The organism is Kitasatospora sp. NPDC088391, assembly GCF_044753345.1.
Taxonomy (GTDB): domain Bacteria; phylum Actinomycetota; class Actinomycetes; order Streptomycetales; family Streptomycetaceae; genus Kitasatospora.
Genome location: NZ_JBIVNB010000012.1, coordinates 132,066 through 155,310, shown reverse-complemented (window position 1 = coordinate 155,310; position 23,245 = coordinate 132,066). Strand labels below are relative to the sequence as shown.

Genomic DNA, 23,245 nt, shown 5'->3' with positions numbered 1-23,245 from the left:
CCGACCCTAGGGGGCCGCGGATAAGCGGGAAATCAGCGCGGGGCCGGAAACCGGCCCCGGGCGATGAGATTCCGGTGAGAATCGCACGCCCGTGCCCCGCCGGGGCCGCTCCCGTCCCCCGGGGGCGTGAAATCTGCACCGCGCGCCGTACGGGGCGCGCGGGATTGGTGGGTCGCGCGGCAACGGCCGGGACGGCACGGCAGAATGCCCGCCATGACCTCTCGGACCTCTCGCCCCGTGATCGGCATCAGCACCTGTCTCACCGACGCCGCCTGGGGGCGGTGGGACAGCATGCGCTCCGTACTGCTGTCCGAGCGCTACCCGGCGCTGCTCCGGGCCGCCGGTGCGATCGCCGTCATGCTGCCGCCGGACGCCCCCGAGCACGCGGCCGCCGTCGTCGCCCGGCTGGACGGCCTGGTGATCTCGGGCGGCGAGGACGTCACCCCCGCGCTGTACGGCGAGCCCGCCCACCCGGAGACGGTGGCCAACGCCCCCGAGCGCGACCTGTGGGAGGCCGCGCTGATCCGCGCCGCGCTGGCCGCCGGCACCCCGCTGCTGGGCATCTGCCGCGGCATGCAGCTGCTGAACGTGGTCTGCGGCGGCTCGCTGGTCCAGCACCTGCCGGACGTGCTCGACGGGAACCCCGGCGCGGTGAGCCACACCGGGCGGCCCAACGAGTACGGGCGGCACGCCGTCCGCCCGGTGGCCGGCACCCTGCTCGCCGACCTGCTGCCGGAGTCCGAGGTGGTCGTCCCGACCTTCCACCACCAGGCGGTGGCCCGGCTCGGTGAGGGCCTGACGGTCTGCGCGCACGCGGCCGACGGCACCGTCGAGGCGGTCGAGGGCGCCGGGTTCACCCTCGGCGTCCAGTGGCACCCCGAGCAGGGCGAGGACCTGCGGATCGCCCGCGCCCTGGTCAACGCCACCCGCCTGGCCCCGCTCGGCACCACCCCCGCCGCCCTCCCGGTGGTCTGAGGCCCCGGCCCCGCGCTACGGGAGCGGCAGGCCGACCGCCGTGGTGAGCAGGACGCCGAGGCCGGCCGCGCCGAGCAGGCACGGCACCACGCCGCGCCGCAGCCACAGCAGCCACCCGGCGGCCAGCGCCAACACGGCGTACTGCCAAGGCCGTTGCAGGGCGAGCGCCAGCGGGAGGGCCGAGCCGGCGATCGCGCCGATCACGGCCGGGCCCGCGCCGGTCAGGAAGTCCTGGACGGCCGGGTTGGCGCGCAGCCGGTCGAAGTGCGCCGCGCCGAGCAGCACGAACAGGAAGGACGGGGCGAAGGCGACGGACGCGGCGAGCAGGCCGCCGAGGACGCCCGCGGCCGCGTAGCCGACCACCGCGACGGTCTGCACCACCGGCCCCGGGGTGATCTGGCCGAGCGCGACGGCGTTCAGGAACTGACCGTCCGTCATCCAGTGGTAGCGGTGCACCGCGTCCTGCTGCATCAGCGGGATGATCACGAAGCCGCCGCCGTAGGACAGCGCGCCGACCTTGAGCGCCACCCAGGCGAGCGCGCCGAGCCCGCCGGTGGCGGTGGAGAGGGCGAGCAGCGGCGGCAGCCCGAACCGCGGACGGCGGCCGCCTCCGTCCGCACCCCCGTCCTTGCCGCCTCCGCCCGCACCGCCGTCCTCGCCGCCGCCGTCCGCACCGTCCCCGCCCCCGTGGCCCGGCCCCGCGTCCGGACGGCCCAGCGCGGGGTCATCCGTTGGGCTGGTTCCGCGGCTCCGGCGGCGGAAGGCGATCTCGGCGGCCCCGGTGGCGATCAGGACCAGCACCAGCCAGGGCCCGGTGAGGACCGCGGCGGCCGCGCCGCACAGCAGGTAGGCGTACCAGCGCGCCCGGGCCCGGCCCGGGCCGGAGCGCTGCCGGCTGGCCGGGACCAGGCTGTTCGCGGCCTGGAGCGCGACGGCGGCGACCGCCGCGCCCGCCCCGGCGGCCGCGCCGAGCACCCAGCGCGGCGGGTCGACGGCCAGGAACAGCGCGGAGAGCAGCAGGATCAGCAGCAGGCCCGGGAGGATGAACGCCGCGCCGCCGACCAGGGCGCCGGCCGTGCCGCGCAGCCGCCAGGCGGTGAAGATCGCCAGCTGGGTGGAGGCCGGGCCGGGCAGCAGGTTGGTGGCGGCGATGCCGTCCTCGAACTCGCTCGCGGCAATCCAGCCGTGCCGCTCCACGCAGAGCCGGCGCAGCAGCAGGATGTGCGCGGGCGGCCCGCCGAAGCCCAGCACGCCGATCCGGCCCCACTCCCTGGCGATCACCGCCAGCGGCACCCGCTCCGCCATCCCGCTACCCCTCTTCCCCTCCGAAAGCCTGCGCGACCTGCGCGAACGCGGTGCGCACCTTATCGGACCCGGATGGCCTACAGGGGAACGACAACGGTCACCAGTGCAGCCTTTGGATCTTCCTCCGAAGTGGGGTTCACTTCCGGTGCGGACACCAGAAGCGGAGGGACACCGATGGCCGGGCACACGCACGACCAGGACCACGCGCACGACCACGACCACGACCACGAGGACCACGACCACGGGGGCGGCGGCCACGGCGGCGGCGGGCACGCCGGGCACAGCCACGCGGTGTCCGCGGACGCGGACCGCAAGTGGCTGTGGAGCGCGCTGGTCCTGCTGGTGGTGTTCATGGCGGGCGAGGTGGTGGTCGGTTTCGCCGCCCAGTCGCTGGCCCTGATCTCGGACGCGGCGCACATGCTGACCGACGCCGCCTCGATCGCGCTGGCCCTGGTGGCGATGCGGCTGGCGGCCCGGCCGGCCCGCGGCGGCTACACGTACGGGCTGAAGCGGGCGGAGATCCTGTCGGCGCAGGCGAACGGCGTGACGCTGCTGGTGCTGTCGGCCTGGCTGGGCTACGAGGCGGTGACCCGGCTGATCTCGCCGCCGGCCGTCGAGGGCAAGCTGGTGCTGGTCACGGCGCTGGTGGGCGTGGTGGTGAACGTCGCGGCGGCCTGGTGCATGTCGAAGGCGAACCGGTCCTCACTGAACGTGGAAGGCGCTTTCCAGCACGTCCTGACCGACCTGTACGCGTTCATCGCGACGGCGGTGGCGGGCGCGGTGGTGCTGTTCACCGGCTTCGTCCGGGCGGACGCGATCGCCTCGCTGGTGGTGGTGGCGCTGATGCTGCGGGCCGGGATCGGGCTGGTCCGGGACTCGGCGCGGATCTTCCTGGAGGCCGCGCCGGCCGGGATCGACCCGGACCGGGTGGCGGACCGGCTGGTGGCGGTCGAGCAGGTCGAGGAGATCCACGACCTGCACATCTGGGAGATCACCTCGAACCAGCCCGCCCTGTCGGCGCACATCCTGGTGACGCCGGGCGGCGACTGCCACGCGGTGCAGCGCGAGCTGCAGCGGCGGCTGCGCGAGGAGTACCGGATCACCCACGCCACCCTGCAGGTCGACCACGTCGGCGAGAGCGACGCGGACGGGCTGCTGCAGATCGCCCCGAGCAGCGCGGCCGCGGCGGCCGCGGTCTCCGCCGAGGACGGGGCCCGCGAGCACTGCGCGGACGCGCACGGCCCGGTGCACCGCGCGGGCCCGCACGAGCACTGAGCCCGCCCCGTCTCCCCCTCGTCCCGCCCACATGACGGTGCATCAGCACCGGACTGTCGGCGGGATGCGGCATGATCGGAGCGTGACCGCACCGACCGCACCCACCGCGCCCCGCCTGATGCTGCTGGACACCGCCAGCCTCTACTACCGCGCCTACTTCGGCGTCCCGGATTCGCTGCGCTCGCCGCAGGGCGAGCCGGTGAACGCGGTGCGCGGCCTGCTGGACTTCATCTCCCGCCTGGTCCAGGACCACGGCCCGGACCAGCTGGTCGCCTGCATGGACGCCGACTGGCGCCCGCAGTGGCGGGTCGACCTGATCCCCACCTACAAGACCCACCGGGTCGCCGAGGCCGCGGCGGACGGCGAGGAGGAGGTGCCGGACACCCTCGCCCCGCAGATCCCGGTCATCGAGCAGGTGCTGGACGCCCTGGGCATCGCCCGGGTCGGCGTCCCCGACTACGAGGCCGACGACGTGATCGGCACCCTCGCCACCCGCGCCACCGGCCCGGTCCAGATCGTCACCGGCGACCGGGACCTCTTCCAACTGGTCGACGACGCCCGCGCGGTGACGGTGCTGTACCCGGCCAAGGGCGTCGGCGCCGCGCAGACCATGGACGACGCGGCGCTGCGCGAGAAGTACGGCGTCCCCGGCTCCTCGTACGCGGACCTCGCGGCGCTGCGCGGCGACGCCAGTGACGGCCTGCCGGGCGTCAAGGGCATCGGCGAGAAGACCGCCACCCAGCTGATCCAGGAGTACGGCGACCTCGCGGGCGTCCGCGCCGCCGCCGCCGACCCGGCCTCCAGGCTCACCCAGGCCCGCCGCAGGAACCTCGTCGAGGCCGCCCCGTACCTCGACGTCGCGCCCACCGTCGTCCAGGTCGCCAAGGACGTCCCGCTCCCCGCCTTCGACCCGGCCCTCCCCCGCGAGGCCCGCGACCCGATGGCCCTGGAGTCCCTCGCCGACCGCTGGGGGCTCGGCACCTCCCTCACCCGCGTGCTGGAGGTGCTGACCACCCGCTGAGACCGGGCCGGGCGGCCGGGTTGCGAGGGCAGGGGCGGCCGGGCGGGTCCGGGGCGGGGAATTGAGGTCGTCGGCGGAACCGGAATCTGCTAGTACTGTCCCCCGATTCGTTGATCAACTCGGGGGCGGTTCAGCATGCAGCAAGACAGCGCGGTCGTCGCGCTGACCGGAGTCCGCAGAACGTACGGTGCCGGCGAGAGCCGGGTCGCGGCCCTGGACGGGGTGACCCTGGAGTTCCCGGCGGGGACCTTCACCGCGATCATGGGGCCGTCCGGCTCGGGGAAGTCGACGCTGCTGCAGTGTGCGGCCGGGCTGGACCAGGTGGACGAGGGGCGGGTCCGGCTGGCCGGGGTGGACCCGCGCGGGATGTCGGAGACCGCGCTGACCAAGTTGCGGCGGGAGCGGATCGGCTTCGTCTTCCAGTCCTTCAACCTGCTGCCCACCCTGACCGCGCGTCAGAACGTCGAGCTGCCGCTGAAGCTGGCGAAGAAGCCGCCCCGGCCCGCCGAGGTCGACCGGGTGCTCGCCGACCTGGGCCTGGCCGCGCGCGCGGGGCACCTGCCGAGCGAACTGTCCGGCGGCCAGCAGCAGCGCGTGGCGATCGCCCGCGCGCTGGTGACCCGCCCCCAGGTGCTGTTCGCCGACGAGCCGACCGGCGCGCTGGACTCGCGCACCTCGCGGGAGGTGCTGGCGCTGCTGCGCCGGATCGTCGCCGAGCAGGGGCAGACGATCATCATGGTGACCCACGACCCGGTGGCCGCCTCGTACGCCGGGCGCGTGGTCTTCCTGGCCGACGGCCGGGTGGTGGACGAGCTGGCCGACCCCACGGCCGAGGCCGTCGCCGCCCGGATGGCCACCCTGGAACCGCTGGACGCCGAGCCCGACGGGTCCGCCGACCGCGCCCCGGTCGACCGTGCGGAGGCGGCGACGTGCTGAACCTGGCCCTGGCCAACCTGCGCAGCCGCTGGACCGGTTTCGTCGGGACGTTCGTCGCCCTCACCCTGGGCACCGGGCTGATCTCGATGATGGCGCTCGTCCTGGCCGCGACCCTCGGCACGCCGCACCCCGAGCCCCAGCGGTTCGCGGCCGCCACCGCCGTGGCCGTGCCCGTCGACGCGCGCGGGGAGGCCGCCCGGCTCCCCGCCGGACTGCCCGCCGCCCTGCTGGCCGCGGCGCCGCCCGGAGCCGTCGCCGACCGCACCTTCCCGGCCCGGTGGCCGGGCGGCCCGTCCGACGGGGTCGGGCACGGCTGGTCCTCGGCCGCCCTGACGCCGTACCGCCTGACGGCCGGCCGGGCCCCGGCGGCCGACGACGAGGCCGTGCTGACCGGCGGCGCCGAGCTGGTCGGCCGCCGGATCGACCTCGCCACCGCCGCCGGGCGCTCCGCCTTCACCGTGGTCGGGGCCACCGAGCAGCGCTGGTTCGAGCACGCCGTCTTCCTCACCGACTCCGCCGCCGCCCGGATCTCGCCGCCGGTCAACGCCCTGGCGGCGACCGGCCCGGCCGGCCCGCCGCCGGCGGCCGACGGGGTCCTGCTGCTCACCGGGCCGGACCGCCGCCAGGCCGACCCCGACCCGTCCGGCGGCGCGGACCAGCTGCTGAACGCACAGGCCATGGCGGCCACCACCAGCGGGATCGCGGTCGCGGTCGCGGTCTTCATCGTGATCGCGACCTTCGCCTTCTCGGTCGAGCAGCGCGGCCGCGAGCTGGCGCTGCTCCGGCTCACCGGGGCCACGCCGCGCCAGGTGGCCGGCCTGGTGCTGGCCGAGGCCGGAATGGTCGGCCTGGCCGGGTCGTCGGTCGGGTCGGTGCTCGGCGTGTTCGGCGCCGGGGCGCTGCGCGGGTGGATGGTCGGCCACGGCGTCGCACCCGACTGGTTCGGCATCGGCGTCGATCCGCTCGCGCTGCTGGCGGCCGTGCTGCTCGGCCTCGCGTCCGCGCTGCTGGGCGCCGCCGCCGTGGCCGTCCGGGCCGCCCGGGTGCGCCCGGTCGCGGCCCTGCGGGACTCCGCCGCGAACACCCGGGCGATGACGCCGCTGCGCTGGGTGCTGGCCCTCGGCCTGCTGGCCGGCGCCGTCGCCACCGGCTGGACGATCACCTCGACCTCGCCCGAGTACGCGGTGAACGCCCGCAAGTACGGCACGGTGCCGCTGCTCTTCGTCGGCGGCCTCGCCCTGCTCGCGCCGGTGCTGCTGCGGCCCGCCGCGCGGCTGGCCACCTGGCCGCTGGGCCGGCTCGGCGCCGGTGCGCTGATCGTCCGTCAGAACACCCTCAACGCCAGGCGCCGGACCGCCGCCACGGTCACCCCGGTGGTGGTGGCGGTGGGGCTGGTCGCGGCCATGATGAGCATGCAGGGCGCCGGTGACCAGGCCCGGGCCGACCTGGCCCGGGGGCGGACCCGCGCCGCCGCGGTGGTGCTGCCCGAGGACGGGGGGCTGCTGGACCGCCCGACGGTCGCCGCGCTCGCGGACCTGCGGGCCACCACCGTTACCCCCACCCGGATCGAGATCACCGGCGCCGACGGCACGGTACTCGACTCGCTCACCGGGCAGGCTGTCCCGCCCGCCGCGCTCGGCTCCCTGCTGACCCCGACCGTGGTCGCAGGTTCGCTGGCCGGGCTGGGCGACGACTTCCTGGTCGTCGACGAGCACACCGCCCGCAGCGACGACCTGTCGGTCGGCCAGAGCGTCGGCTGCCGACTGCCCGACGGCTCGCGGACCGAACTGCGCGTCGCGGCCGTGGTCCGGACGGGTCTGAGCGGCGACGACACCTACCTCGCGGCGACGCACGCGGCCGGCGGGCTGCCCGCGCTGGCCTGGCTCGGCACCCCCGCGGACGCGGCGGCGGCCCGGGCCGCGCTCGACGGCCGGCCCGTGCTCGTCGGACCGGCCGACCGCTACTTCGACCGGCTGGCGGCCAAGCAGCGCGCGCAGTCGCGGAACGCGAGCGTGGTGGTGCTCGGCATCTCGGTCGGCTACGCCCTGCTGTCGGTGGCCAACACCCTGGTGATGGCCGCGGCCGGCCGCCGCCGCGAACTCGCGGCGCTCAACCTCGCGGGCGCGACCAGGGCCCACGTCCTGCGGCTGATCGCGGCGGAGTCCGTGCTGGCCGTACTGGTGGGCAGTCTGCTCGCCGCCGTGGCCGGCGCCGCGGTCGCCGCCACCCAGGCGACCGCACTGCAACGCCTGGTGGGCCGGTACGCGGTCACGGTCCCCTGGGCGGCGGTCGGGCGGGCGGCGGCCCTGTGCGCGGCGGTCGCGGTGGCGGCGGCCGTCCTCTCCGCCCGGCGCACCACCCGCGGGCGGGCGATCGAGGCGGCGGCGGCCCGCGAGTAGCCGCGCCCCGGCCACCGGGGCGGGGACGGTGCGGGTCGGGCGCGGGTCAGGCGCGGGGGCGGGGGCGGCAGAGCAGGATCTGCTTCGGGGAGGTGCTGGTGAAGGGCGAGGCGTCGTAGTCGCCGTGGCGGTCGAGGACGTCGAGGCCGGCCAGGCGGCAGAGGGCGAGGAGCTCCTCGGGGAAGAAGCAGCGCATGCTGACCTTCTTGGTGCGGACGCGTTCGCCTTCGCGCAGGTAGTCGAGGGTGAAGTGGAGGACCTGGGTGGCGGCGTCGTAGCCGGTGGCGGCGCGGACGTCGAGCGGGGTGCCGTCCAGGTCGACGACGGACTTGTGGTGGTAGGGGGCGTCGGGGAGCCGGGAGAGCTTGGCCGGGGCGGGGTTGAAGACGTCCAGGATCAGCGTGCCGTCGGGGCGCAGCGCGTCGCGGGCGGAGCCGAGGAAGGCGAGCACGGAGTCCAGGTCGTGCAGGTGCTGCATGGCGTTGGTGGCGGAGAAGACCAGGGCGAAGCGGCGTTCGGTGCGGATGCTGCGGCAGTCCTGTTCGAGCCATTCGACGGGGAGGTGTTCGGCCTCGGAGCGGCGGCGGGCCCGGGCGAGCATGGAGGGCATCACGTCGAGGCCGGTGATGTCGACGCCCGCGCGGGCGATCGGCAGGGTGATCCGGCCGGTGCCGCAGGCGACTTCGAGGACGGGGCCGCCGGCCCGGACGGCCCGGTCGAGGAAGAACGGGATGTCGTGGGTGCGGGTGGCGAACTCGCGGTCGTAGAAGTCCGCGTCGTCGTAGACGGCCAGGTCGGTGAGGGGTTTCATCGCGGTACCGCCGGGGTCGGGCCGAAGGTGTCGGCGAGGCTGGTGAGGACGGAGCCGGGCCAGGGGTTGGTGCCGAAGGCGGTGAGCGGGAGGGCGAGCAGGTCGTGCTCGTCGCGGAGGGCGGTGGCGGGGAGGCCGACCGGGAAGAAGTAGTTGCCGGGGCTGGTGCGGGCGGCGGCGGGGATCGCGGCGAGCACCTCGGCCGGGAGCCGGGCGAACAGGCGCTCGGCGCGTTCGGCGAGGGCGGCGGCGACCCGCTGCGGGGTGTCGGCGTGTTCGGTGAGCAGGCTTTCGGCGAGCCGGAGTCGGCTCTGGTCGGGCGGGTCGGCGCGGAAGGCTTCGGCGGCGCCGGAGCGGTCGGGGCCGAGCAGCGTGATGCCGAAGGTCTGCGGCCACAGCCAGCCCTTGGTGACGGAGTGCAGCAGGACGGCCCGGCCGGTCTCCAGCAGGCGGCGGGTGCCGGCGGCGAAGGGGGTGCCGAGGTCGTAGACGGTGTCGATCAGCAGGTGGCGGTGCGGCGATCCGTCGAGCCAGGCGGTGAGTTCGGCGCACTCGGGGTCGGTGAGGAAGCGGCCGAGCGGCTTGCTGGGGTTGGCGAGCAGCAGGTACTCGGGGCGGTGGCCCGGCGGGGCCTGCGGGAGGGCCGGGGCGGGCAGCGTCGGGTAGCCGCCGGGGGTCAGGCCGGCCGCCCGGGCCAGCTCGCCGTAGACCGGGTAGACGTCCGACGGAATCCACAACTCGGCTTTTTCGGCGTGGAGTTGACGGAACATCAGGGTGAGGCCGTGCCGGACGCCGCGGCTCACCATGGCGCGGCGGGACCACTCGGGCGGCAGCCCGTAGCGGTGCAGCCACGTCCGGGCCAGGTCGCACCGGTAGACCGTCCGCTCCGGCTCGGCGACGGGCGGGCCGTCGGACGGGGCGGCGGGGCGCAGCGCGGCGAGCGCCCGGTAGACGTTGGTCTCGGCGGCGTCCAGCAGGCCGGGGTGGGCGGCGAGTTGGCGTTCCCGGTAGGACCGGAACTCGTCGTACTTCATGCGGTGGCCGCTCCTTCCGGCAGGATCTCGCTGGCCCGGTCCTCCAGCGAGGCGTAGCAGCGGCCGTCGGCGAGGACGTTCCAGCTGCGGGCGACGCCGTGGGCGCGTTCCCAGTACAGGCTGGGTTCGGTGTAGGCGGCGATCCGCATCGGGTGGCCGTCCCAGTTGCCGTCGAGGACGGGGGCGCCCCAGGGGAGGCGGTCGACGGTCCGGAAGCCGTGCCGGTCGGCGAACCGGGTGAGGACGGCGAGCGGGACCTGGTGGTCGCGGCTCCAGGTGTTGGCGGCCCGGTCGAAGTAGAGCGATTCGGTGCTGGTGGAGACGTAGAGCTCCTTGAAGCAGACCTCTTCGACGCCGCGGGCGGCGGCCCAGGAGAGGTAGGCGGCGATCCCGGCCTCGTCGGCGACGCCGCCGTGCTGGAGGACGCAGATCAGGCGCAGCCGCAGGCCGGGCCAGCGGTCGCGGCCGGTGCGCCAGCTGTCGATCACGTCGCCGACGGGGGTGTCGAGCATCATCAGGCGTCCGCTGACGGCGTCGTCCTGGTGGTGCCGGGAGACGGCCAGCACGCCGAGGCCGGCCTCGTGCAGGGCGGCGAGGCGGTCGGCCCGGTCGGTGGGGCCGCCCTTGGCGAGGTTGTGGGCGTTGGTGATCAGGACGGTCCTGGGGTAGACCGCGGCGCAGGCGGCGACCAGGCGCAGCTGCTGGTCGAACGGGAGGATGGTGGGTTCGCCGCCGCCGGTGATGACGGCGCGTTCGGCGCCGGCCTGCCGGGCGCGTTCCAGCCAGGCGTCGACGGTGTCCCAGGGCACCCGGGCCGGGGGCTGGTCGGCGGAGATCGAGGCGGCGGAGAAGCAGAACGAGCACTTGGCCTGGCAGGCGTTGGCGACCGGCAGCACGGAGACGGAGCGCGGCCGCAGGGCGGCGTACGGGCGCTGGACGGCGTCGTGCAGGTGCAGGGAGGCCGCCATGGCGTCCTCGACGGTGGTGGGGCGGAGCGCCGCCCCGTCGCCGCCTTCCGTGCCGCCGCCCCGGGCGCCGTCGAGTTCGTGGACAGCGGCGAGCCGGATCGCGGGGCGGTGGAGTTCCGCGCCGAGGCCGGTGCGGGTGTTGGGGCGCAGGTCGGCGGGGTCGACCTCGGTCTCCAGCACCAGCAGCCGGTCGCCCGGTATCGCCAGCCGGTCCAGCAGGCGGCGGGCCTTGTCGACGCCGATGCCGAGTTCGGCGCGGGTGAGCAGGTGGAACCGGTCGGGGAAGGTGCTCTCCGGGACGCCCGCCTTGCGGTAGGCGAGCGCGTACTTGTCGAAGCCGCGGGCGAAGTTCGACAGCACGATGACGTGGAAGCGCCGGTCCGTTCGGTTCATCTCCTCATGATGCACGGAAGCACGGTCGGCCCGGCTTCGCCCCCCTGCGCGGGGGGGCGAAGCCGGGCCGCGGCGGGCCGGACGGGTCAGGAGACGTTGACGTTGACGTCGTCGAGGACGAAGGAGGTCTGCTTGGTGTAGTCCTCGGTGCCGGTGAACTTCAGCGTGACGCTGCGGCCCGCGTAGGCGGAGAGGTCGAGGGTGCGCTGCTGGTAGCCGGTGGCGGCGTTGGTGTTGGAGTAGGTGGCGAGGGTGGTGCCGTTGGCGGTGACGGCGAGGGTGTCGAAGACGGTGGTGGCGGAGGACGCGGTGTCGATGTGCAGCCAGAAGCTCAGCGCGTAGTGGGCGCAGCCGGCGGGCAGGGTGACGGTCTGGGCGAGGCTGTCGGTGTTGGCGGCGCCGTAGCCGTCGAGCCAGGCGTCGTACGTGCCGCTGTGGGCGGGCTCGCTGCTGCTGGAGTTGACGGTGCTGCTGCCGCCGCTGTTGGTCTCGGTCCAGCCGGAGGTGGAGCCGGTCTCGAAGCCCGGGTTGGTGATCAGCTGGGCGGCGGTGCAGCCGGTGCCGCCGCCGGCCGGGTTGACGGTCCAGGTGAAGGCGGCGGTGGCGGACGGGCCGGTGGAGTCGGTGGCCTTGGCGGTGACGGCGTAGCTGCCCGCGGTGGTGGGGGTGCCGCTGATCAGGCCGGTGGTGGCGTTGACGGCCAGTCCGGCGGGCAGGCCGGTGGCGGAGTAGGCGAGGGTGCCGCCGGCGGTGTCGGTGGCGGCGAGCTGCAGGCTGGTGGCGGTGCCGGCGGTGGCGGTGCGGGTGCCGGGGTCGGTGAGCGCGACGGCGCCGGTGCTGCCGCCGCCGCTGCCCTGGGCGAGCCACGCGGTGGCGTTCAGGGCGAGGGCGGCGTCGGTGCCGGCCGGGTCGTCCCAGCCGTTGTAGAGGGTGTTGCCGGACTGGCCGGTGCCGTCGTCGATCGGCGAGGAGTCGCCCCAGATCGCGACCCGGCCGCTGCCGAAGGCGGAGGTGGCGAAGGCCGCGCCGGTGCTGCCGCTGTAGCCGGTGCGGTAGAGCAGGCCCTTGACGTTCGGGTTGTCGGCGGCCTTGAGGGTGAAGGTGGTGCCGTTGCGGATGATCGAGCCGGTGACCTTGCCGAACGGGCCGTTCAGCACCGGGTCGGTGGCGTCGGTGACGGCGCGCGGGTTGTCGGTGGTGATGTTCAGCAGGTCGACGGAGAAGCCGAACGGGTCGGTGTTGTCGACGCTGTTGGTGGTGAGCAGGTCGTTGATGATCGCCGGGGAGTCCCAGCCGTCGTTGTTGCGGTCGCTCTGGGTGTGGTCGGAGATCAGGAACAGGCCGCCGCCGTTCTGGACGAACTTCATCACGGCGGTCTTCTCGGCGTCGCTCAGCCGGATGTTCGGCTCGGGCAGCACGAACTCGTCGAAGTTGGCGAGGTCGAGCGCGCCGCCGGTGCCGTAGGTGATGGTGTTGCCGGCCGGGAGGGTCTTCAGGCTGTAGTTGCCGGTCTTCTGGAGCGCGACGCCCCAGGCGGAGATCGCGCCCGTCCAGGAGGTCTCGGTGCTGGGGTTGGCGTTCTGGGCCAGCGGGTCGGGCTGGCTGGTGGAGATGATCCAGTCGGCGTTTCCGGCGGTCTCGCCCTTGGTGTTGTCGAACAGCACCCGCTTGGGGGTGGTGGCGGCCTGCGCGGCGGTGGCGCTTCCGGCCGTCGGGGCGCTCGCGGCGGTGGCGCTTCCGGCCGTCGGGGCGCTCGCGGCGGCGAGGGCGTGGGCGTGCGGCGGGACGGCGGTGGCCAGCGCGGCCGCCACCAGGGCGGCGGTGGCCAGGCCGGTGGGGCGGAGGGTCCTCGGTGCCCTGATCATCTGTCGGTCTCCTCGTGCCGTGGGGTGTCGTCACAGACGGTGCGCTACGCGCGTAGTCGCGCGGGACACCGTCCCATGATGGAGTGAGCGGCACTTGAACGGAACACGTCGAGTTGATCGGGCGTCAGTCTTGACCCGGTCAAGGGGAGGTCATGGCACCCGGGGCCGCCGGAGGAGCGGGTGGACGGAGGGACGGGACGCCCGCCCCGGCGCTCAGGCACACCGGGGCGGGCGCCCCGCGAGGGACGGCCGGTCCACCAACCGGCCGTCCCGGCCAGGGGGTTGTTCGGGAGACGGGGCGGTCAGCCGACGGGGGTGAGGCGGAAGGTCTGGGCGGGGCCGCCGGTGCAGGTCCACTGCTGGAGGCGGGCGCCGTCGGCGGTGGAGACGCCGGTGACGTCCAGGCACTTGCCGCTCGCGCGGTTCACCAGCGTCCAGCTGCCGTCGGCCTGCCGGGCGGGCCGGAACTGCTGGTTGGCGCCGCCGGACCACTGCCAGGTCTGGATCTTCGCGCCGTCGGCGGTCGCGGCCCCGGTGACGTCCAGGACCTGTCCGGCCGCGGCGGCGTTGCGGTTGGTGATCCGGTAGTAGCCGCTGTCGGTGGGGGTGAACTGCCACTGCTGGTTGGCGCCGGCGCCGCAGGTCCACTGCTGGACGGCGGTGCCGTTGGCGGTGCCCCAGCCGGTGGCGTCCACGCACTTGCCGGAGTTGGTGTCGGCCAGCGTGTACCAGGCGGCGGGGTCGATCTGGCCGCCGGGGCCGCCGCCGGTGGGCGCGCCGGGCCAGGTGAAGGTGGCGACCGCCCCGGCCGGGAGGTCGTAGACCAGGGAGCGCCCGCCGTCGCTGATCGAGAAGTGCTGGGGGCCGCCGGTGGCGTTGAGCACCACGCCGCCGCGCGAGCCGTCCGGGTTCAGGAAGGCGACGTTCTGCAGGCCGCCGCTGCCCTGGCCGGTCGAACCGATGTGGTGCGCACCGGACTTGACGAACTTCGAGACGTGGCCGAGCACGTAGTACTCGGCGTTCTTGCGGTACGTGCCGTCCGCGATCTCCAGCACGCCGTTGCAGGTGGTGGAGCAGTGCCCGTACTGCGGGCCGCCGTTGGCGTCCAGCGCGACGTTCCACAGCACGGCGGTGCGGCCGCCGCTGCGCAGGTTGCGGACGATCAGGTTCTCGGTCTGCCACTTCAGGGTGTCGGCGAAGGTCTGCGCGGGGGTGGCCGAGTCGCTGCCGGTGCACTCGGTGAAGAACACCGCCTTCCCGGTGTCCGCGACCTGCTGCTCGGCCTCGGGCTGCCCGCCGTAGCAGTGGAAGGCCGCGCCCTTGAGCCGGGCCACCGAGGCGTCCTGGGCGAGCACGCCCAGCGGGAAGCCCGGGTCGTCCCAGTTGTGGTCGTAGGCGTACAGCTCGGTGGGCAGTCCGGCGGCGGTCAGCCTGGCGTCCAGCACCTTGACGAAGTCGGCCTGCTGGGCGGCCGTCATCCCGGTGGACGGGTAACTGGTCTGGAACTCCGGCTCGTTGGCCACCGTCAGGTCGCCGATCGGGGCACCGGCCGCGCCGTACGCCTGGATCGCCTTGACCAGGTAGTCGGCGAAGTCCCCGTAGTTCTCCGGCTTCAGGCTGCCGCCGTTCAGCGAGTTCGAGGTCTTCATCCAGGCGGGCGGCGACCACGGGGTGCCCATGATCCGGATGTTCGGGTTGACCGCCCGGGCCTGGGTGATCGCGGGCAGGATCTCCTGCTGGTCGCGGGCGACGGAGAACGACCCCTTGGTGTCCTCGTACGAGTAGAACGGCAGGTGCGCGACGAAGTCGGAGGCGCCGAGCGGCTGGCGCAGGTAGTTCAGGCCGATGCCGCCGCCGGCGGTGGAGAACAGGTCGTTCATCAGGGCGGACCGGGTGCCGGCGGACAGGCCGGCCACCAGGTGGGCGGAGGACTCGGTGAACGCGGCCCCGAAGCCGACCAGCGGCTGCTGCACGTCGGACGCGTTGACGGCGATGTCCTGCGCCTGCGGGGTGGTGGCGGAGAACGGGACGGAGGCGGCCTGGGCGAGGCGGCTGCTGCCGTCGGCGGTGGTGATCCACACCTGGGCGGTGGTGTCGGCGGCCCGGGCGGCCGTCCCGCCGGCGGTGGCGAGACCGGCGGCGGCCAGGGCGAGGGCGACGGCGATCCGGGTGGAGCGGTGCGGTCCGGGCATGGGACTGCTCCTCGTGGGGGGGTGGGGTGGGGTGCTGCGGGGTGGCGGGGTCAGCGGTAGAGGCGGACGTCCGCGAGGCTCCACCAGTTGGGGGCGGCGGCGGTGGCGGTGATCCGCAGGTAGCGGGCCCGGGTGTCGCGCGGCAGGTCGACGGTGGTGAGCTGGCCGGTGCCGGCGCCGGTGGCGAGGGGGCGCCAGCGGGTGCCGTCGTCGCTCGCCTCGATCCGCCAACCGCGGGCGTAGTCACCGAGGTTGTCGCCGCTGTCGAGGGCGATCCGGTCGAAGGCGGTGCGCCGTCCCAGGTCGATCCGCAGGTACTGGCCGGGGGCCTGGGCCGCGCCGCTGGACCACCGGGTGGAGGCGTCCGCGTCGATCGCCGCGCGGGCGTCGGCGGCGGCCGGCCGGGCGTCGGCGGTGGCGCCGGTGAGCGGGACCTCGCGCCGGTCGGCCTTCGGCGCACCGGACTTCGGCCAGCTGAAGGTGGCCAGCGCGCCGCCGGGCAGGGTGTACTCGAAGCTCCGGCCGCCGACCGCGACGGCGAAGTCGCGCGGCGCGTCGTTCTCGTTGTGCACCACCAGCACGGTCGACCCGTCCGGGTCGGTGAACGCGACGTCGGTCAGCTGCCCGTTCCAGCCCGGCGTGCCGAAGCTGGTGCTGGCGATCCGGACGGCGCCGGGGCGGACGAACTTCGACAGGTGGCCGACGGTGTAGTACTCGGCGCCGGTGGTGACGCTGTGGTCGTCGTGCACGGTCAGCAGGGCGGTGCAGGTGCCGCAGCCGCCGTTGTGCGGGCCGTCGTGCTCGTCCAGCGCGAGGTTCCAGTTGAGCACGGACTTGGCCCAGTTGCGGGTCGCGCCGACGGTCAGGTTGCGGGCGTGCCAGGTCAGCGTCCCGCGGAAGGTCTGCGCGGCGGTGTCGTCGGGGCCGTGCGAGCCGGAGCACTCGGTGAACCAGATGCCCTTGTCGGGGTGCGCGTCGTGCAGCGCGCTCTGCGCGGACGGGTCGCCCGCGTAGCAGTGGTAGGCCGTCCCCGCCAGCCACTCGGCGGCGTCGCTGTCCAGCAGCCGGTACGGGTAGTCGGTCTCCGGGTCCTCGCCGGGCGGGGTGTTGCGGACGTCGTCGGGGTGGGTGACCCAGTTGTGGTCGTAGCCGAGGATCTTCGTGCGCGGGCTGGCCTTCCGCAGCAGCGGCCCGAGCGCCTCGATCACCTTCTCCTCCTGCTCGGCGGTCAGGTCGGTGCCCGGGTACGCGTTGGGCTTGCGGTTCTGCGGCTCGTTCTGCACCGTCAGGTAGTCGACCGGGACGCCCGCCGCCGCGTACGCCTGCACGAACTTCACCAGGTAGCGGGCGTACGCGTCGTAGACCGCCGGGTCGTCCTTGAGCCTGCCCTCCAGCAGCGAGTCACCGGTCTTCATCCAGGCGGGCGGGCTCCACGGCGTCGCCACCACCGTCAACTCCGGGTCCAGGCTCCGGGCCCGGCGCAGCAGCGGGAGGATCTGCCGCTCGTCGTGGGCGATCGAGAAGTGCGCCAGCGCGAAGTCGCTCTGCCCGGCCGGGACGTCGTCGTAGGTGTAGTGCGCGGCGGCGGCCGTGAAGTCGGAGGAGCCGATCGGCTGGCGGACCATGCTGATGCCGATCCCGCTCGCGGGGTCGAAGAGCCGGCGCAGTGCGGCGTCCCGGTCGGCCGGGGGGAGGGTGCTCAGGACGGCGGCGGAGGAGTCGGTGATCGAGGCGCCGAAGCCGTCCATCCGCTGGAAGGTCCGCGTCGGGTCGACGGTGATGGTGGTGCGGTCGGACCCGCCCGGGTGGAACGCCACCGAGGGGCGCCGGTGCAGGAGTTCGGCGCCGTCGGGGGTGGTGACCCAGACCTGGACCTCGGCGGGCCGGTGCGCGGGCGCGGGGGCCGCTCCGGTCAGGCCGAGGGCCAGGAGGGCGGCCGTGGCGGTGGCCGTGACGGTGCCGAGGGCGCGTCGGTGCATCGGGAACCCCCTCCTCGCCTTCATGAAACAAAATGAAACATTTCTGCAATGCTTGCGTGCGTTCAGGAAACGGCACCGGCTTTCCCCATGTCAAGATCCCTGCACCCCTTGCGAATTGGGAGTTGTATGATCGCCACCATGAAACGAAACGATGAAACACATGGGTAGGCCGAAGTCGACCCGGGTCACCGTCCGGGAGATCGCGGCCGCCGCCGGGGTCTCCCCCGCGACGGTCTCCCGCGTCCTGACCGGGCAGGCCGCCGTCGCCGAGGAGACCCGGACCGCCGTCCGGACCGCGATGGAACGGCTCGGCTCCCCCGAGTCCGCCGCCGCCCGGCGGACCGCCCGGCCGGGCGCGGTGTTCGTCCGCTGCCCGTACCTGCTCACCGACTACTTCGGCACCATCGTCACCGCCGTCGCCGAGGCGCTCGACCGGCACGGCCGGGAGCTGATCCTCAGCGCGGGCAGCTCCGCGCAGCGCAACGGGGCGCTCGCCGCGCTCCCCCGCCGCCGCGACCTCGCCGGGGCGCTGCTGGTCCTGCCCGTCGAGGAGAGCGCCGAACTCGAGCAACTGCGCCGCCAGGACGTCCCGTTCGTGGTGGTCGACCCCCGCACCCCGGTCCCCCGCGACATCGCGGCCGTCTCCGCCTCGCACTTCACCGGCGCCCGCAACCTGACCGCCCACCTGGTCGCCCTCGGCCACCGCCGGATCGGCTTCATCAACGGCCCCGCCGACTGGCTCGCCTCCACCTCCCGCTTCGCCGGCCACACCGCGGCCCTCGCCGAGGCCGGCGTGCTGATCCCCCCGGAACTCGTCACCAGCATCGAACCCACCAGCGACTGGGGCCACACCGCCGCCGCCCGCCTCCTCGACCTCCCCGAACGCCCCACCGCGCTGGTCGCCTTCAACGACAAGGCCGCCATCGGCGCCCTCCGCGCCGCCCACGAACGCGGCCTGCGCGTCCCCGCCGACCTCTCCGTCGCCGGCTTCGACGACGACTACCTCAGCCGCACCTCCATCCCCACCCTCACCACCGTCCGCCAGCCCCTCGAGGAACTCGGCGGCCTCGCCGTCAGCCTGCTGCTGCGCCTGATCGAGGGCACCGCGGTCGAAGCCCTGCACGTCGAACTCGCCACCGAACTCATCGTCCGCGACTCCACCGGCCCGGTGCCGGGCAGCTGAGCCCGCCCCGCGGGCGAAGAAAGCCTGCCGCCGGCTTCCCGGGCGTGCTCCTTCCCGACGGGCCGATCCGACGGGCCGTCAGGAAGGAGCACGGACCCCGGCACCGCACTGCCGGTGACCACACGGGCGCGGCGTGCCGATCGAGGTCGGCGAGCGGAGCGGACCCGCGCGGGGCGAACCGCCAGGACGCCGAGGACGCCGCCCAGGAAGCCGTACTGCGGGCATGGCACCGGGCGCTCTCCGAACGGTGGCAGGCGATCGGCACCACCCGGGCCGAGTGCTTCGAGCCTGGTCGCGCTCCGGCCCCTCACCCGCGGCTTCTCCCGAGCAACGCGGGAACCGCCGTGCCACGTCCGACGCGAACCTCGCTGACGGACCGTCAGGAAGCAGCGGGGTTTGCCGATCCCCGGACGGGTCATCCGAGGCCGCGAGCGAACCGAACCGGTCGGCCCCGAGCGGGCGGCCCCCGTGTCAGGAGGCAGAGCATGTCCAGCGGTCTGATCGTGGCGATCGTCGTGATCGCCGTGGTGGTGGCGCTCGCGTTCGCCGTCCGCCACCGGCAGCAGCACCCCAGCCTGAGCCGCCGGTTCGGGCCCGAGTACGAACGCACGGTCGCCCACCACGGCGGCGACACCGCCGCGGCCGAGCGCGAGCTCGCCCAGCGGGTGGAGCGCCACCGGGAGCTGACCCTGACTCCGCTGAGCGAGGCCGAGCGCGCCCGGGCCGAGGAGCAGTGGGCGCAGGTGAAGGCACGCTTCGTCGACGATCCCCGGCAGGCCCTGGCCAACGCGGAGGCGCTGCTGGCCCGGGTGGCCCGCGACCGCGGCTACCCCGACTCCGACGTGGACGCGCAGATCGACACCCTCTCGGTCGACCACGGCGAGCACGTCGAGTCCTACCGGACGCTGCGCGCGCTCTCCCGGCCGAACGCCGACGGCCGGACCTCGGCCACCGAGGAGCAGCGCGCAGCCCTGGTCCGGGCCCGGGAGCTGTTCACCGCCCTGGTCGGTACCGGGGACGGGCCGGAGCACGCCTCCGCCCGCGGCACGGCGAAGGCCGCGGTCCCGCCCTCCGGGCGGGTGCCGGCCCAGCACGGCCGTCACGCCTGAGCGCCGACCGGACCCGGCGCGACACCGCCGCCCCACCGTTCCCCGAGGAGGACAGCATGACCACCGAGAACCCCAGCACCGAGCGTGCCACCGACACCGACCGCACCACGGGCATCGGCTCCGCCGACGGGGCCGGCGCCACCCGGGGCCGCTTCGTCCCCACCACCCCGCCGGTCCCCGGCACCGACCGCGCCGACGCCCCCCGCGCCGACCGCACCAACGGCACCGCCACCGGCACCGTCCCCGCCCCCCGCGGCGACCGCACGAACCCCGACCCCCGCGCCGACCGCACGAGCACCGGCACCGACACCGGCACCGGCACCGGCCGCACGAACACCGCCCCGCACCCCGCCGACATGACGAAGACCGCCGAGCCCGCCCGCCCGCGCTCCACCGCCGGGAACCCGGCCGCGGCGGACGAGGCCGACCTGCTGCTGCCGCCGGAGCTCACCTCCCGGCTGACCGGTCGACTCGACCACGCCGTGGGCACCTTCGTGGACGACCCGGACCGGGCCGTGCAGGAGGCGGACGAGGCCCTGGAGGAGACCGTCCGGGTGCTGACCGACCGCCTGCAGGAGCGCCGCACCGCGCTGCGCGACGCCTGGCGGAACGGCGGCGAGCGGGGCGCCGCGGACGCCTCCTCGCGCACCGAGGACCTGCGCCTCTCCCTGCGCGCCTACCGCGACCTGCTGCACCGGCTGCTCGCGGCCTGACCGGCCCCGCCGACGCCGAAGGGCCCGGCCGCTCCGTACAGGAGCGGCCGGGCCCTTCGGCGCGAGGCTGCGACACCGCGGCACTGCGACAGCACGGGGCGGCGGGAGAGCGCCTAGCCGACGGAGGAGTAGGCGATGATGCCGCGCCGCATGGCGTCGACCGCCTTGCGGGCGGTCCTGCGGAGGTCGGTGTTGTCGCCGGCGGCGTCCTGGATCTGGCCGAGGACGTCGATGAGCTGCTTGGTCCAGCGGACGAAGTCGCCGGCGGGCATGTCGGCGTCGCGGAGGACGGCGTCGAGGTCGTGGCCGAGGGCCCACCGGTAGGCCGTCCAGGCGAAGCCGAGGTCGGGTTCGCGCTGGCCGACGCCCTCGGCGGTGGAGATCTTGTGCTGCTCCTCCAGGTCGTCGAGGCGGCTCCAGATCCGGACCATGTCGCCGAGCGCCTGCTTGGCCCCGCCCTCGGGGACGCGCGGGGCGACCGCGTCGTCGGACTGCCGGGCCTCGTAGACCAACGCGGAGGCGCAGGCGGCGAGTTCGGCGGCGGCGAGGTTGTTCCAGACGCCTTCGCGGATGCACTCGGAGGCGAGCAGGTCGAGTTCGCCGTAGAGCCGGGCGAGGCGCTTGCCGTCGTCGGTGACGGTGTCGCCGGTGAGGTAGCCGAGGTCGGTGAGCAGGCCGCAGACCCGGTCGAAGGTGCGGGCGATGGTGTGGGTGCGCGAGCGCATCCGGCGTTCGAGGAGTTCGGTGTCGCGGTGCAGGCGGTGGTAGCGCTCGGACCAGCGGGCGTGGTCCTCGCGCTCGTCGCAGCCGTGGCAGGGGTGCTGGCGCAGGGCGGCGCGCAGCCGGCCGATCTCGGGGTCGTCGGCGGCGGCGGCCCGGCCCTTGCGGAAGCGCTCGGGTTCGAGGTGTCCGGCCTTGGTGCGCAGCGCGGAGGCGAGGTCGCGGCGGGACTGCGGGCTGCGCGGGTTGAAGGACTTGGGGATGCGCATCCGGTCCATGGCGGCGACGGGGTGCGGGAAGTCGATCATCGCGAGGCGCTTGACCTGGCGTTCGGCGGTGAGCACGACGGGGCGCGGCCCGTCCTGGAAGTCGGGGTGCCGGTGGTGGCCGCCGCGGCCGCTGCGACTGTCCGGCGGCAGGCCGGGGTCGAGGACGAGGGCGAGGCCGGCGAACTTGCCGGTCGGGACGTGGATGATGTCGCCGGGCTTGAGCTGCTCCATCGATTCGACGGCGGCGTTCCGGCGCTGCGAGGAGCCCTCGCGGGCGAGTTCGTTCTCGCGGTCCTTGAGCTGCCGGCGCAGCGACATGTACTCGTCGAAGTCGCCGAGGTGGCAGGTCATCGACTCGCGGTAGCCGTCGAGGCCCTCCTCGTTGCGCTGGACCTGGCGGGCGATGCCGACCACCGAGCGGTCGGCCTGGAACTGGGCGAAGGAGGTCTCCAGCAGTTCCCGGGAGCGGTGCCGCCCGAACTGGCCGACCAGGTTGACGGCCATGTTGTAGGACGGGCGGAAGGAGGACTTGAGCGGGTAGGTGCGGGTGCCGGCCAGGCCGGCCAGCGCCTCCGGGTCGAGGCCGCGCTGCCACAGCACGACGGCGTGGCCCTCGACGTCGATGCCGCGGCGGCCGGCCCGGCCGGTGAGCTGGGTGTACTCGCCGGGCGTGATGTCGGCGTGGGTCTCGCCGTTCCACTTGACCAGCTTCTCCATGACCACCGAGCGGGCGGGCATGTTGATGCCGAGGGCGAGCGTCTCGGTGGCGAAGACCGCCTTGACCAGGCCCTTGACGAACAGTTCCTCGACGACCTCCTTGAACCGGGGCAGCATGCCGGCGTGGTGGGCGGCGATGCCGCGCTCCAGGCCGTCCAGCCACTCGAAGTAGCCGAGGACGTTCAGGTCCTCGTCGGGGATGTCGCGGCAGCGCTCCTGGACGAACTGGCGGACCGTCAGGCGGTCGGCCTCCCGGTTCAGGCGCAGGCCGGAGTTGAGGCACTGCTGGACGGCGGCCTCGCAGCCGGCCCGGCTGAAGATGAAGGTGATGGCGGGCAGCAGGCCCTCGGCGTCGAGCCGGTCGATGACGTCGACCCGGCTCGGCGTCCAGACCCGGCCGGGGCGGCCGGTGGGCATCGAGCGGCCGCGGCCGCGGGCGAACCTGTCCCGGCCGCGGTCGGCCTCGGAGCGGGCGAGCCGCACCAGTTCGGGGTTGACGGCCTTGGCGGGGTTCTTCAGGCTGCCCTTGGGGCGGCCGTCCCGGTCGGGGCTGGCGAACAGGTCGTACATCCGGTTGCCGGCCATCACGTGCTGCCAGAGCGGGACGGGGCGGTGCTCGGAGACGATCACCTCGGTGCCGCCGCGGACGGTGTCCAGCCAGTCGCCGAACTCCTCGGCGTTGGAGACGGTCGCGGACAGCGACACCAGCGTGACCGACTCGGGGAGGTGGATGATGACCTCCTCCCAGACGGCGCCGCGGAAGCGGTCCGCCAGGTAGTGCACCTCGTCCATCACCACGTAGCCGAGGCCGTCGAGGGCGCTGGAGCCCGCGTACAGCATGTTGCGCAGCACCTCGGTGGTCATCACGACCACCGGCGCGTCGCCGTTGACGGAGTTGTCGCCGGTGAGCAGGCCGACCTTGGCGGCGCCGTAGCGCTTGACCAGGTCGCCGTACTTCTGGTTGGACAGCGCCTTGATCGGCGTGGTGTAGAAGCACTTGCGGCCGGAGGCCAGCGCGAGGTGGACGGCGAACTCGCCGACGATGGTCTTGCCGGAGCCGGTCGGCGCGGCGACCAGGACGCCCTTGCCGCTCTCCAGCGTCTCGCAGGCCCTGAGCTGGAAGTCGTCGAGCGGGAAGTCGTAGAGCTGCTGGAAGCCGTGCAGGGCGGTGGCCTCGCGCTTGGCGCGCTCGCGCGCGGCCGCGTACCGCTCGGCGGGGCTGAGCTGCTCTTCTTCGGGCGTGGGAGTGCCGGGCACTGGCGTCACCTTTTCTTCCCGTGGGTGTGGCTGGACGGAAGCGCAGACGGCGACGCCTGCGGCTGCGGGGCCGTGGCCGCGGGGGGCGACGGGGCGCAGCGGGTGCGTGGGGTGTGGTGATCGA

The 23,245-nt window shown here is 74.6% G+C and carries 16 protein-coding genes; 8 read left to right on the top strand and 8 right to left on the bottom strand.

Annotation, left to right across the window (positions count from 1 at the left end):
• Positions 1 to 213: 213 nt before the first annotated feature.
• Complete coding sequence (locus ACIQBJ_RS29830; RefSeq protein WP_400716665.1) at positions 214 to 975, top strand: gamma-glutamyl-gamma-aminobutyrate hydrolase family protein; 762 nt, start codon at positions 214 to 216, stop codon at positions 973 to 975.
• Between the two features lie 15 nt (positions 976 to 990).
• Here ACIQBJ_RS29830 and ACIQBJ_RS29825 read toward each other — a convergent pair whose 3' ends face one another.
• Positions 991 to 2,280, bottom strand: a complete 1,290-nt coding sequence (locus ACIQBJ_RS29825) for a chromate transporter (protein WP_400716663.1) — start codon at positions 2,278 to 2,280, stop codon at positions 991 to 993.
• 174 nt (positions 2,281 to 2,454) lie between these two features.
• On the opposite strand from ACIQBJ_RS29825, the gene ACIQBJ_RS29820 reads away from it, so the two are divergent.
• The 4 genes from ACIQBJ_RS29820 to ACIQBJ_RS29805 all read left to right on the top strand — a co-directional run bounded on the left by ACIQBJ_RS29820 (position 2,455) and on the right by ACIQBJ_RS29805 (position 7,911).
• Complete coding sequence (locus ACIQBJ_RS29820) at positions 2,455 to 3,555, top strand: cation diffusion facilitator family transporter (RefSeq protein ID WP_400716661.1); 1,101 nt, start codon at positions 2,455 to 2,457, stop codon at positions 3,553 to 3,555.
• A gap of 118 nt (positions 3,556 to 3,673) precedes the next feature.
• Complete coding sequence (locus ACIQBJ_RS29815) at positions 3,674 to 4,576, top strand: 5'-3' exonuclease H3TH domain-containing protein (protein WP_400716930.1); 903 nt, start codon at positions 3,674 to 3,676, stop codon at positions 4,574 to 4,576.
• A gap of 135 nt (positions 4,577 to 4,711) precedes the next feature.
• Complete coding sequence (locus tag ACIQBJ_RS29810; protein ID WP_400716659.1) at positions 4,712 to 5,512, top strand: ABC transporter ATP-binding protein; 801 nt, start codon at positions 4,712 to 4,714, stop codon at positions 5,510 to 5,512.
• Positions 5,506 to 7,911 (top strand): FtsX-like permease family protein, encoded by a 2,406-nt coding sequence (locus ACIQBJ_RS29805; RefSeq protein ID WP_400716657.1) that lies wholly within the window; start codon positions 5,506 to 5,508, stop codon positions 7,909 to 7,911. The genes ACIQBJ_RS29810 and ACIQBJ_RS29805 overlap by 7 nt, the downstream gene beginning before the upstream one ends.
• A 46-nt stretch (positions 7,912 to 7,957) precedes the next feature.
• Here ACIQBJ_RS29805 and ACIQBJ_RS29800 read toward each other — a convergent pair whose 3' ends face one another.
• From ACIQBJ_RS29800 to ACIQBJ_RS29775, 6 genes are all read right to left on the bottom strand, one after another.
• Positions 7,958 to 8,722, bottom strand: a complete 765-nt coding sequence (locus tag ACIQBJ_RS29800; protein ID WP_400716655.1) for a class I SAM-dependent methyltransferase — start codon at positions 8,720 to 8,722, stop codon at positions 7,958 to 7,960.
• Positions 8,719 to 9,756, bottom strand: coding sequence for an aminotransferase class I/II-fold pyridoxal phosphate-dependent enzyme (locus ACIQBJ_RS29795; RefSeq protein ID WP_400716653.1), 1,038 nt, complete (start codon positions 9,754 to 9,756; stop codon positions 8,719 to 8,721). The genes ACIQBJ_RS29800 and ACIQBJ_RS29795 overlap by 4 nt, the downstream gene beginning before the upstream one ends.
• Complete coding sequence (locus ACIQBJ_RS29790) at positions 9,753 to 11,117, bottom strand: radical SAM protein (protein WP_400716651.1); 1,365 nt, start codon at positions 11,115 to 11,117, stop codon at positions 9,753 to 9,755. The genes ACIQBJ_RS29795 and ACIQBJ_RS29790 overlap by 4 nt, the downstream gene beginning before the upstream one ends.
• Positions 11,118 to 11,203: 86 nt before the next feature.
• Entirely contained in the window at positions 11,204 to 12,982 is a 1,779-nt protein-coding gene (locus ACIQBJ_RS29785) for a putative Ig domain-containing protein (protein ID WP_400716649.1), read from the bottom strand.
• Positions 12,983 to 13,284: 302 nt separating this feature from the next.
• The gene (locus ACIQBJ_RS29780; protein WP_400716647.1) at positions 13,285 to 15,174 is read right to left on the bottom strand and encodes an RICIN domain-containing protein; all 1,890 of its coding nucleotides are present in this window, start codon (positions 15,172 to 15,174) and stop codon (positions 13,285 to 13,287) included.
• A gap of 50 nt (positions 15,175 to 15,224) precedes the next feature.
• Entirely contained in the window at positions 15,225 to 17,153 is a 1,929-nt protein-coding gene (locus ACIQBJ_RS29775; protein ID WP_400716645.1) for a discoidin domain-containing protein, read from the bottom strand.
• A 160-nt stretch (positions 17,154 to 17,313) separates the two neighbouring features.
• Between ACIQBJ_RS29775 and ACIQBJ_RS29770 the strand changes: the two genes are divergently transcribed.
• The 3 genes from ACIQBJ_RS29770 (at position 17,314) to ACIQBJ_RS29760 (ending at position 20,158) form a co-directional block, all read left to right on the top strand.
• Positions 17,314 to 18,336, top strand: coding sequence for a LacI family DNA-binding transcriptional regulator (locus tag ACIQBJ_RS29770; RefSeq protein ID WP_400716643.1), 1,023 nt, complete (start codon positions 17,314 to 17,316; stop codon positions 18,334 to 18,336).
• A gap of 485 nt (positions 18,337 to 18,821) precedes the next feature.
• Positions 18,822 to 19,445 (top strand): hypothetical protein, encoded by a 624-nt coding sequence (locus ACIQBJ_RS29765; protein WP_400716641.1) that lies wholly within the window; start codon positions 18,822 to 18,824, stop codon positions 19,443 to 19,445.
• 56 nt (positions 19,446 to 19,501) lie between these two features.
• Complete coding sequence (locus ACIQBJ_RS29760) at positions 19,502 to 20,158, top strand: hypothetical protein (RefSeq protein ID WP_400716639.1); 657 nt, start codon at positions 19,502 to 19,504, stop codon at positions 20,156 to 20,158.
• Positions 20,159 to 20,271: 113 nt separating this feature from the next.
• Here the strand turns inward: ACIQBJ_RS29760 and ACIQBJ_RS29755 are convergent, their stop codons facing one another.
• Positions 20,272 to 23,121, bottom strand: a complete 2,850-nt coding sequence (locus ACIQBJ_RS29755; protein ID WP_400716637.1) for a DEAD/DEAH box helicase — start codon at positions 23,119 to 23,121, stop codon at positions 20,272 to 20,274.
• Positions 23,122 to 23,245 lie beyond the last annotated feature (124 nt).

Coding starts and splice junctions, on each gene's coding strand:
- ACIQBJ_RS29830 (WP_400716665.1), top strand. CDS start 214: ATGACCTCTCGGACCTCTCGCCCCGTGATCGGCATCAGCACCTGTCTC.
- ACIQBJ_RS29825 (WP_400716663.1), bottom strand. CDS start 2,280: ATGGCGGAGCGGGTGCCGCTGGCGGTGATCGCCAGGGAGTGGGGCCGG.
- ACIQBJ_RS29820 (WP_400716661.1), top strand. CDS start 2,455: ATGGCCGGGCACACGCACGACCAGGACCACGCGCACGACCACGACCAC.
- ACIQBJ_RS29815 (WP_400716930.1), top strand. CDS start 3,674: ATGCTGCTGGACACCGCCAGCCTCTACTACCGCGCCTACTTCGGCGTC.
- ACIQBJ_RS29810 (WP_400716659.1), top strand. CDS start 4,712: ATGCAGCAAGACAGCGCGGTCGTCGCGCTGACCGGAGTCCGCAGAACG.
- ACIQBJ_RS29800 (WP_400716655.1), bottom strand. CDS start 8,722: ATGAAACCCCTCACCGACCTGGCCGTCTACGACGACGCGGACTTCTAC.
- ACIQBJ_RS29795 (WP_400716653.1), bottom strand. CDS start 9,756: ATGAAGTACGACGAGTTCCGGTCCTACCGGGAACGCCAACTCGCCGCC.
- ACIQBJ_RS29790 (WP_400716651.1), bottom strand. CDS start 11,117: ATGAACCGAACGGACCGGCGCTTCCACGTCATCGTGCTGTCGAACTTC.
- ACIQBJ_RS29785 (WP_400716649.1), bottom strand. CDS start 12,982: ATGATCAGGGCACCGAGGACCCTCCGCCCCACCGGCCTGGCCACCGCC.
- ACIQBJ_RS29780 (WP_400716647.1), bottom strand. CDS start 15,174: ATGCCCGGACCGCACCGCTCCACCCGGATCGCCGTCGCCCTCGCCCTG.
- ACIQBJ_RS29775 (WP_400716645.1), bottom strand. CDS start 17,153: ATGCACCGACGCGCCCTCGGCACCGTCACGGCCACCGCCACGGCCGCC.
- ACIQBJ_RS29770 (WP_400716643.1), top strand. CDS start 17,314: ATGGGTAGGCCGAAGTCGACCCGGGTCACCGTCCGGGAGATCGCGGCC.
- ACIQBJ_RS29765 (WP_400716641.1), top strand. CDS start 18,822: ATGTCCAGCGGTCTGATCGTGGCGATCGTCGTGATCGCCGTGGTGGTG.
- ACIQBJ_RS29760 (WP_400716639.1), top strand. CDS start 19,502: ATGACCACCGAGAACCCCAGCACCGAGCGTGCCACCGACACCGACCGC.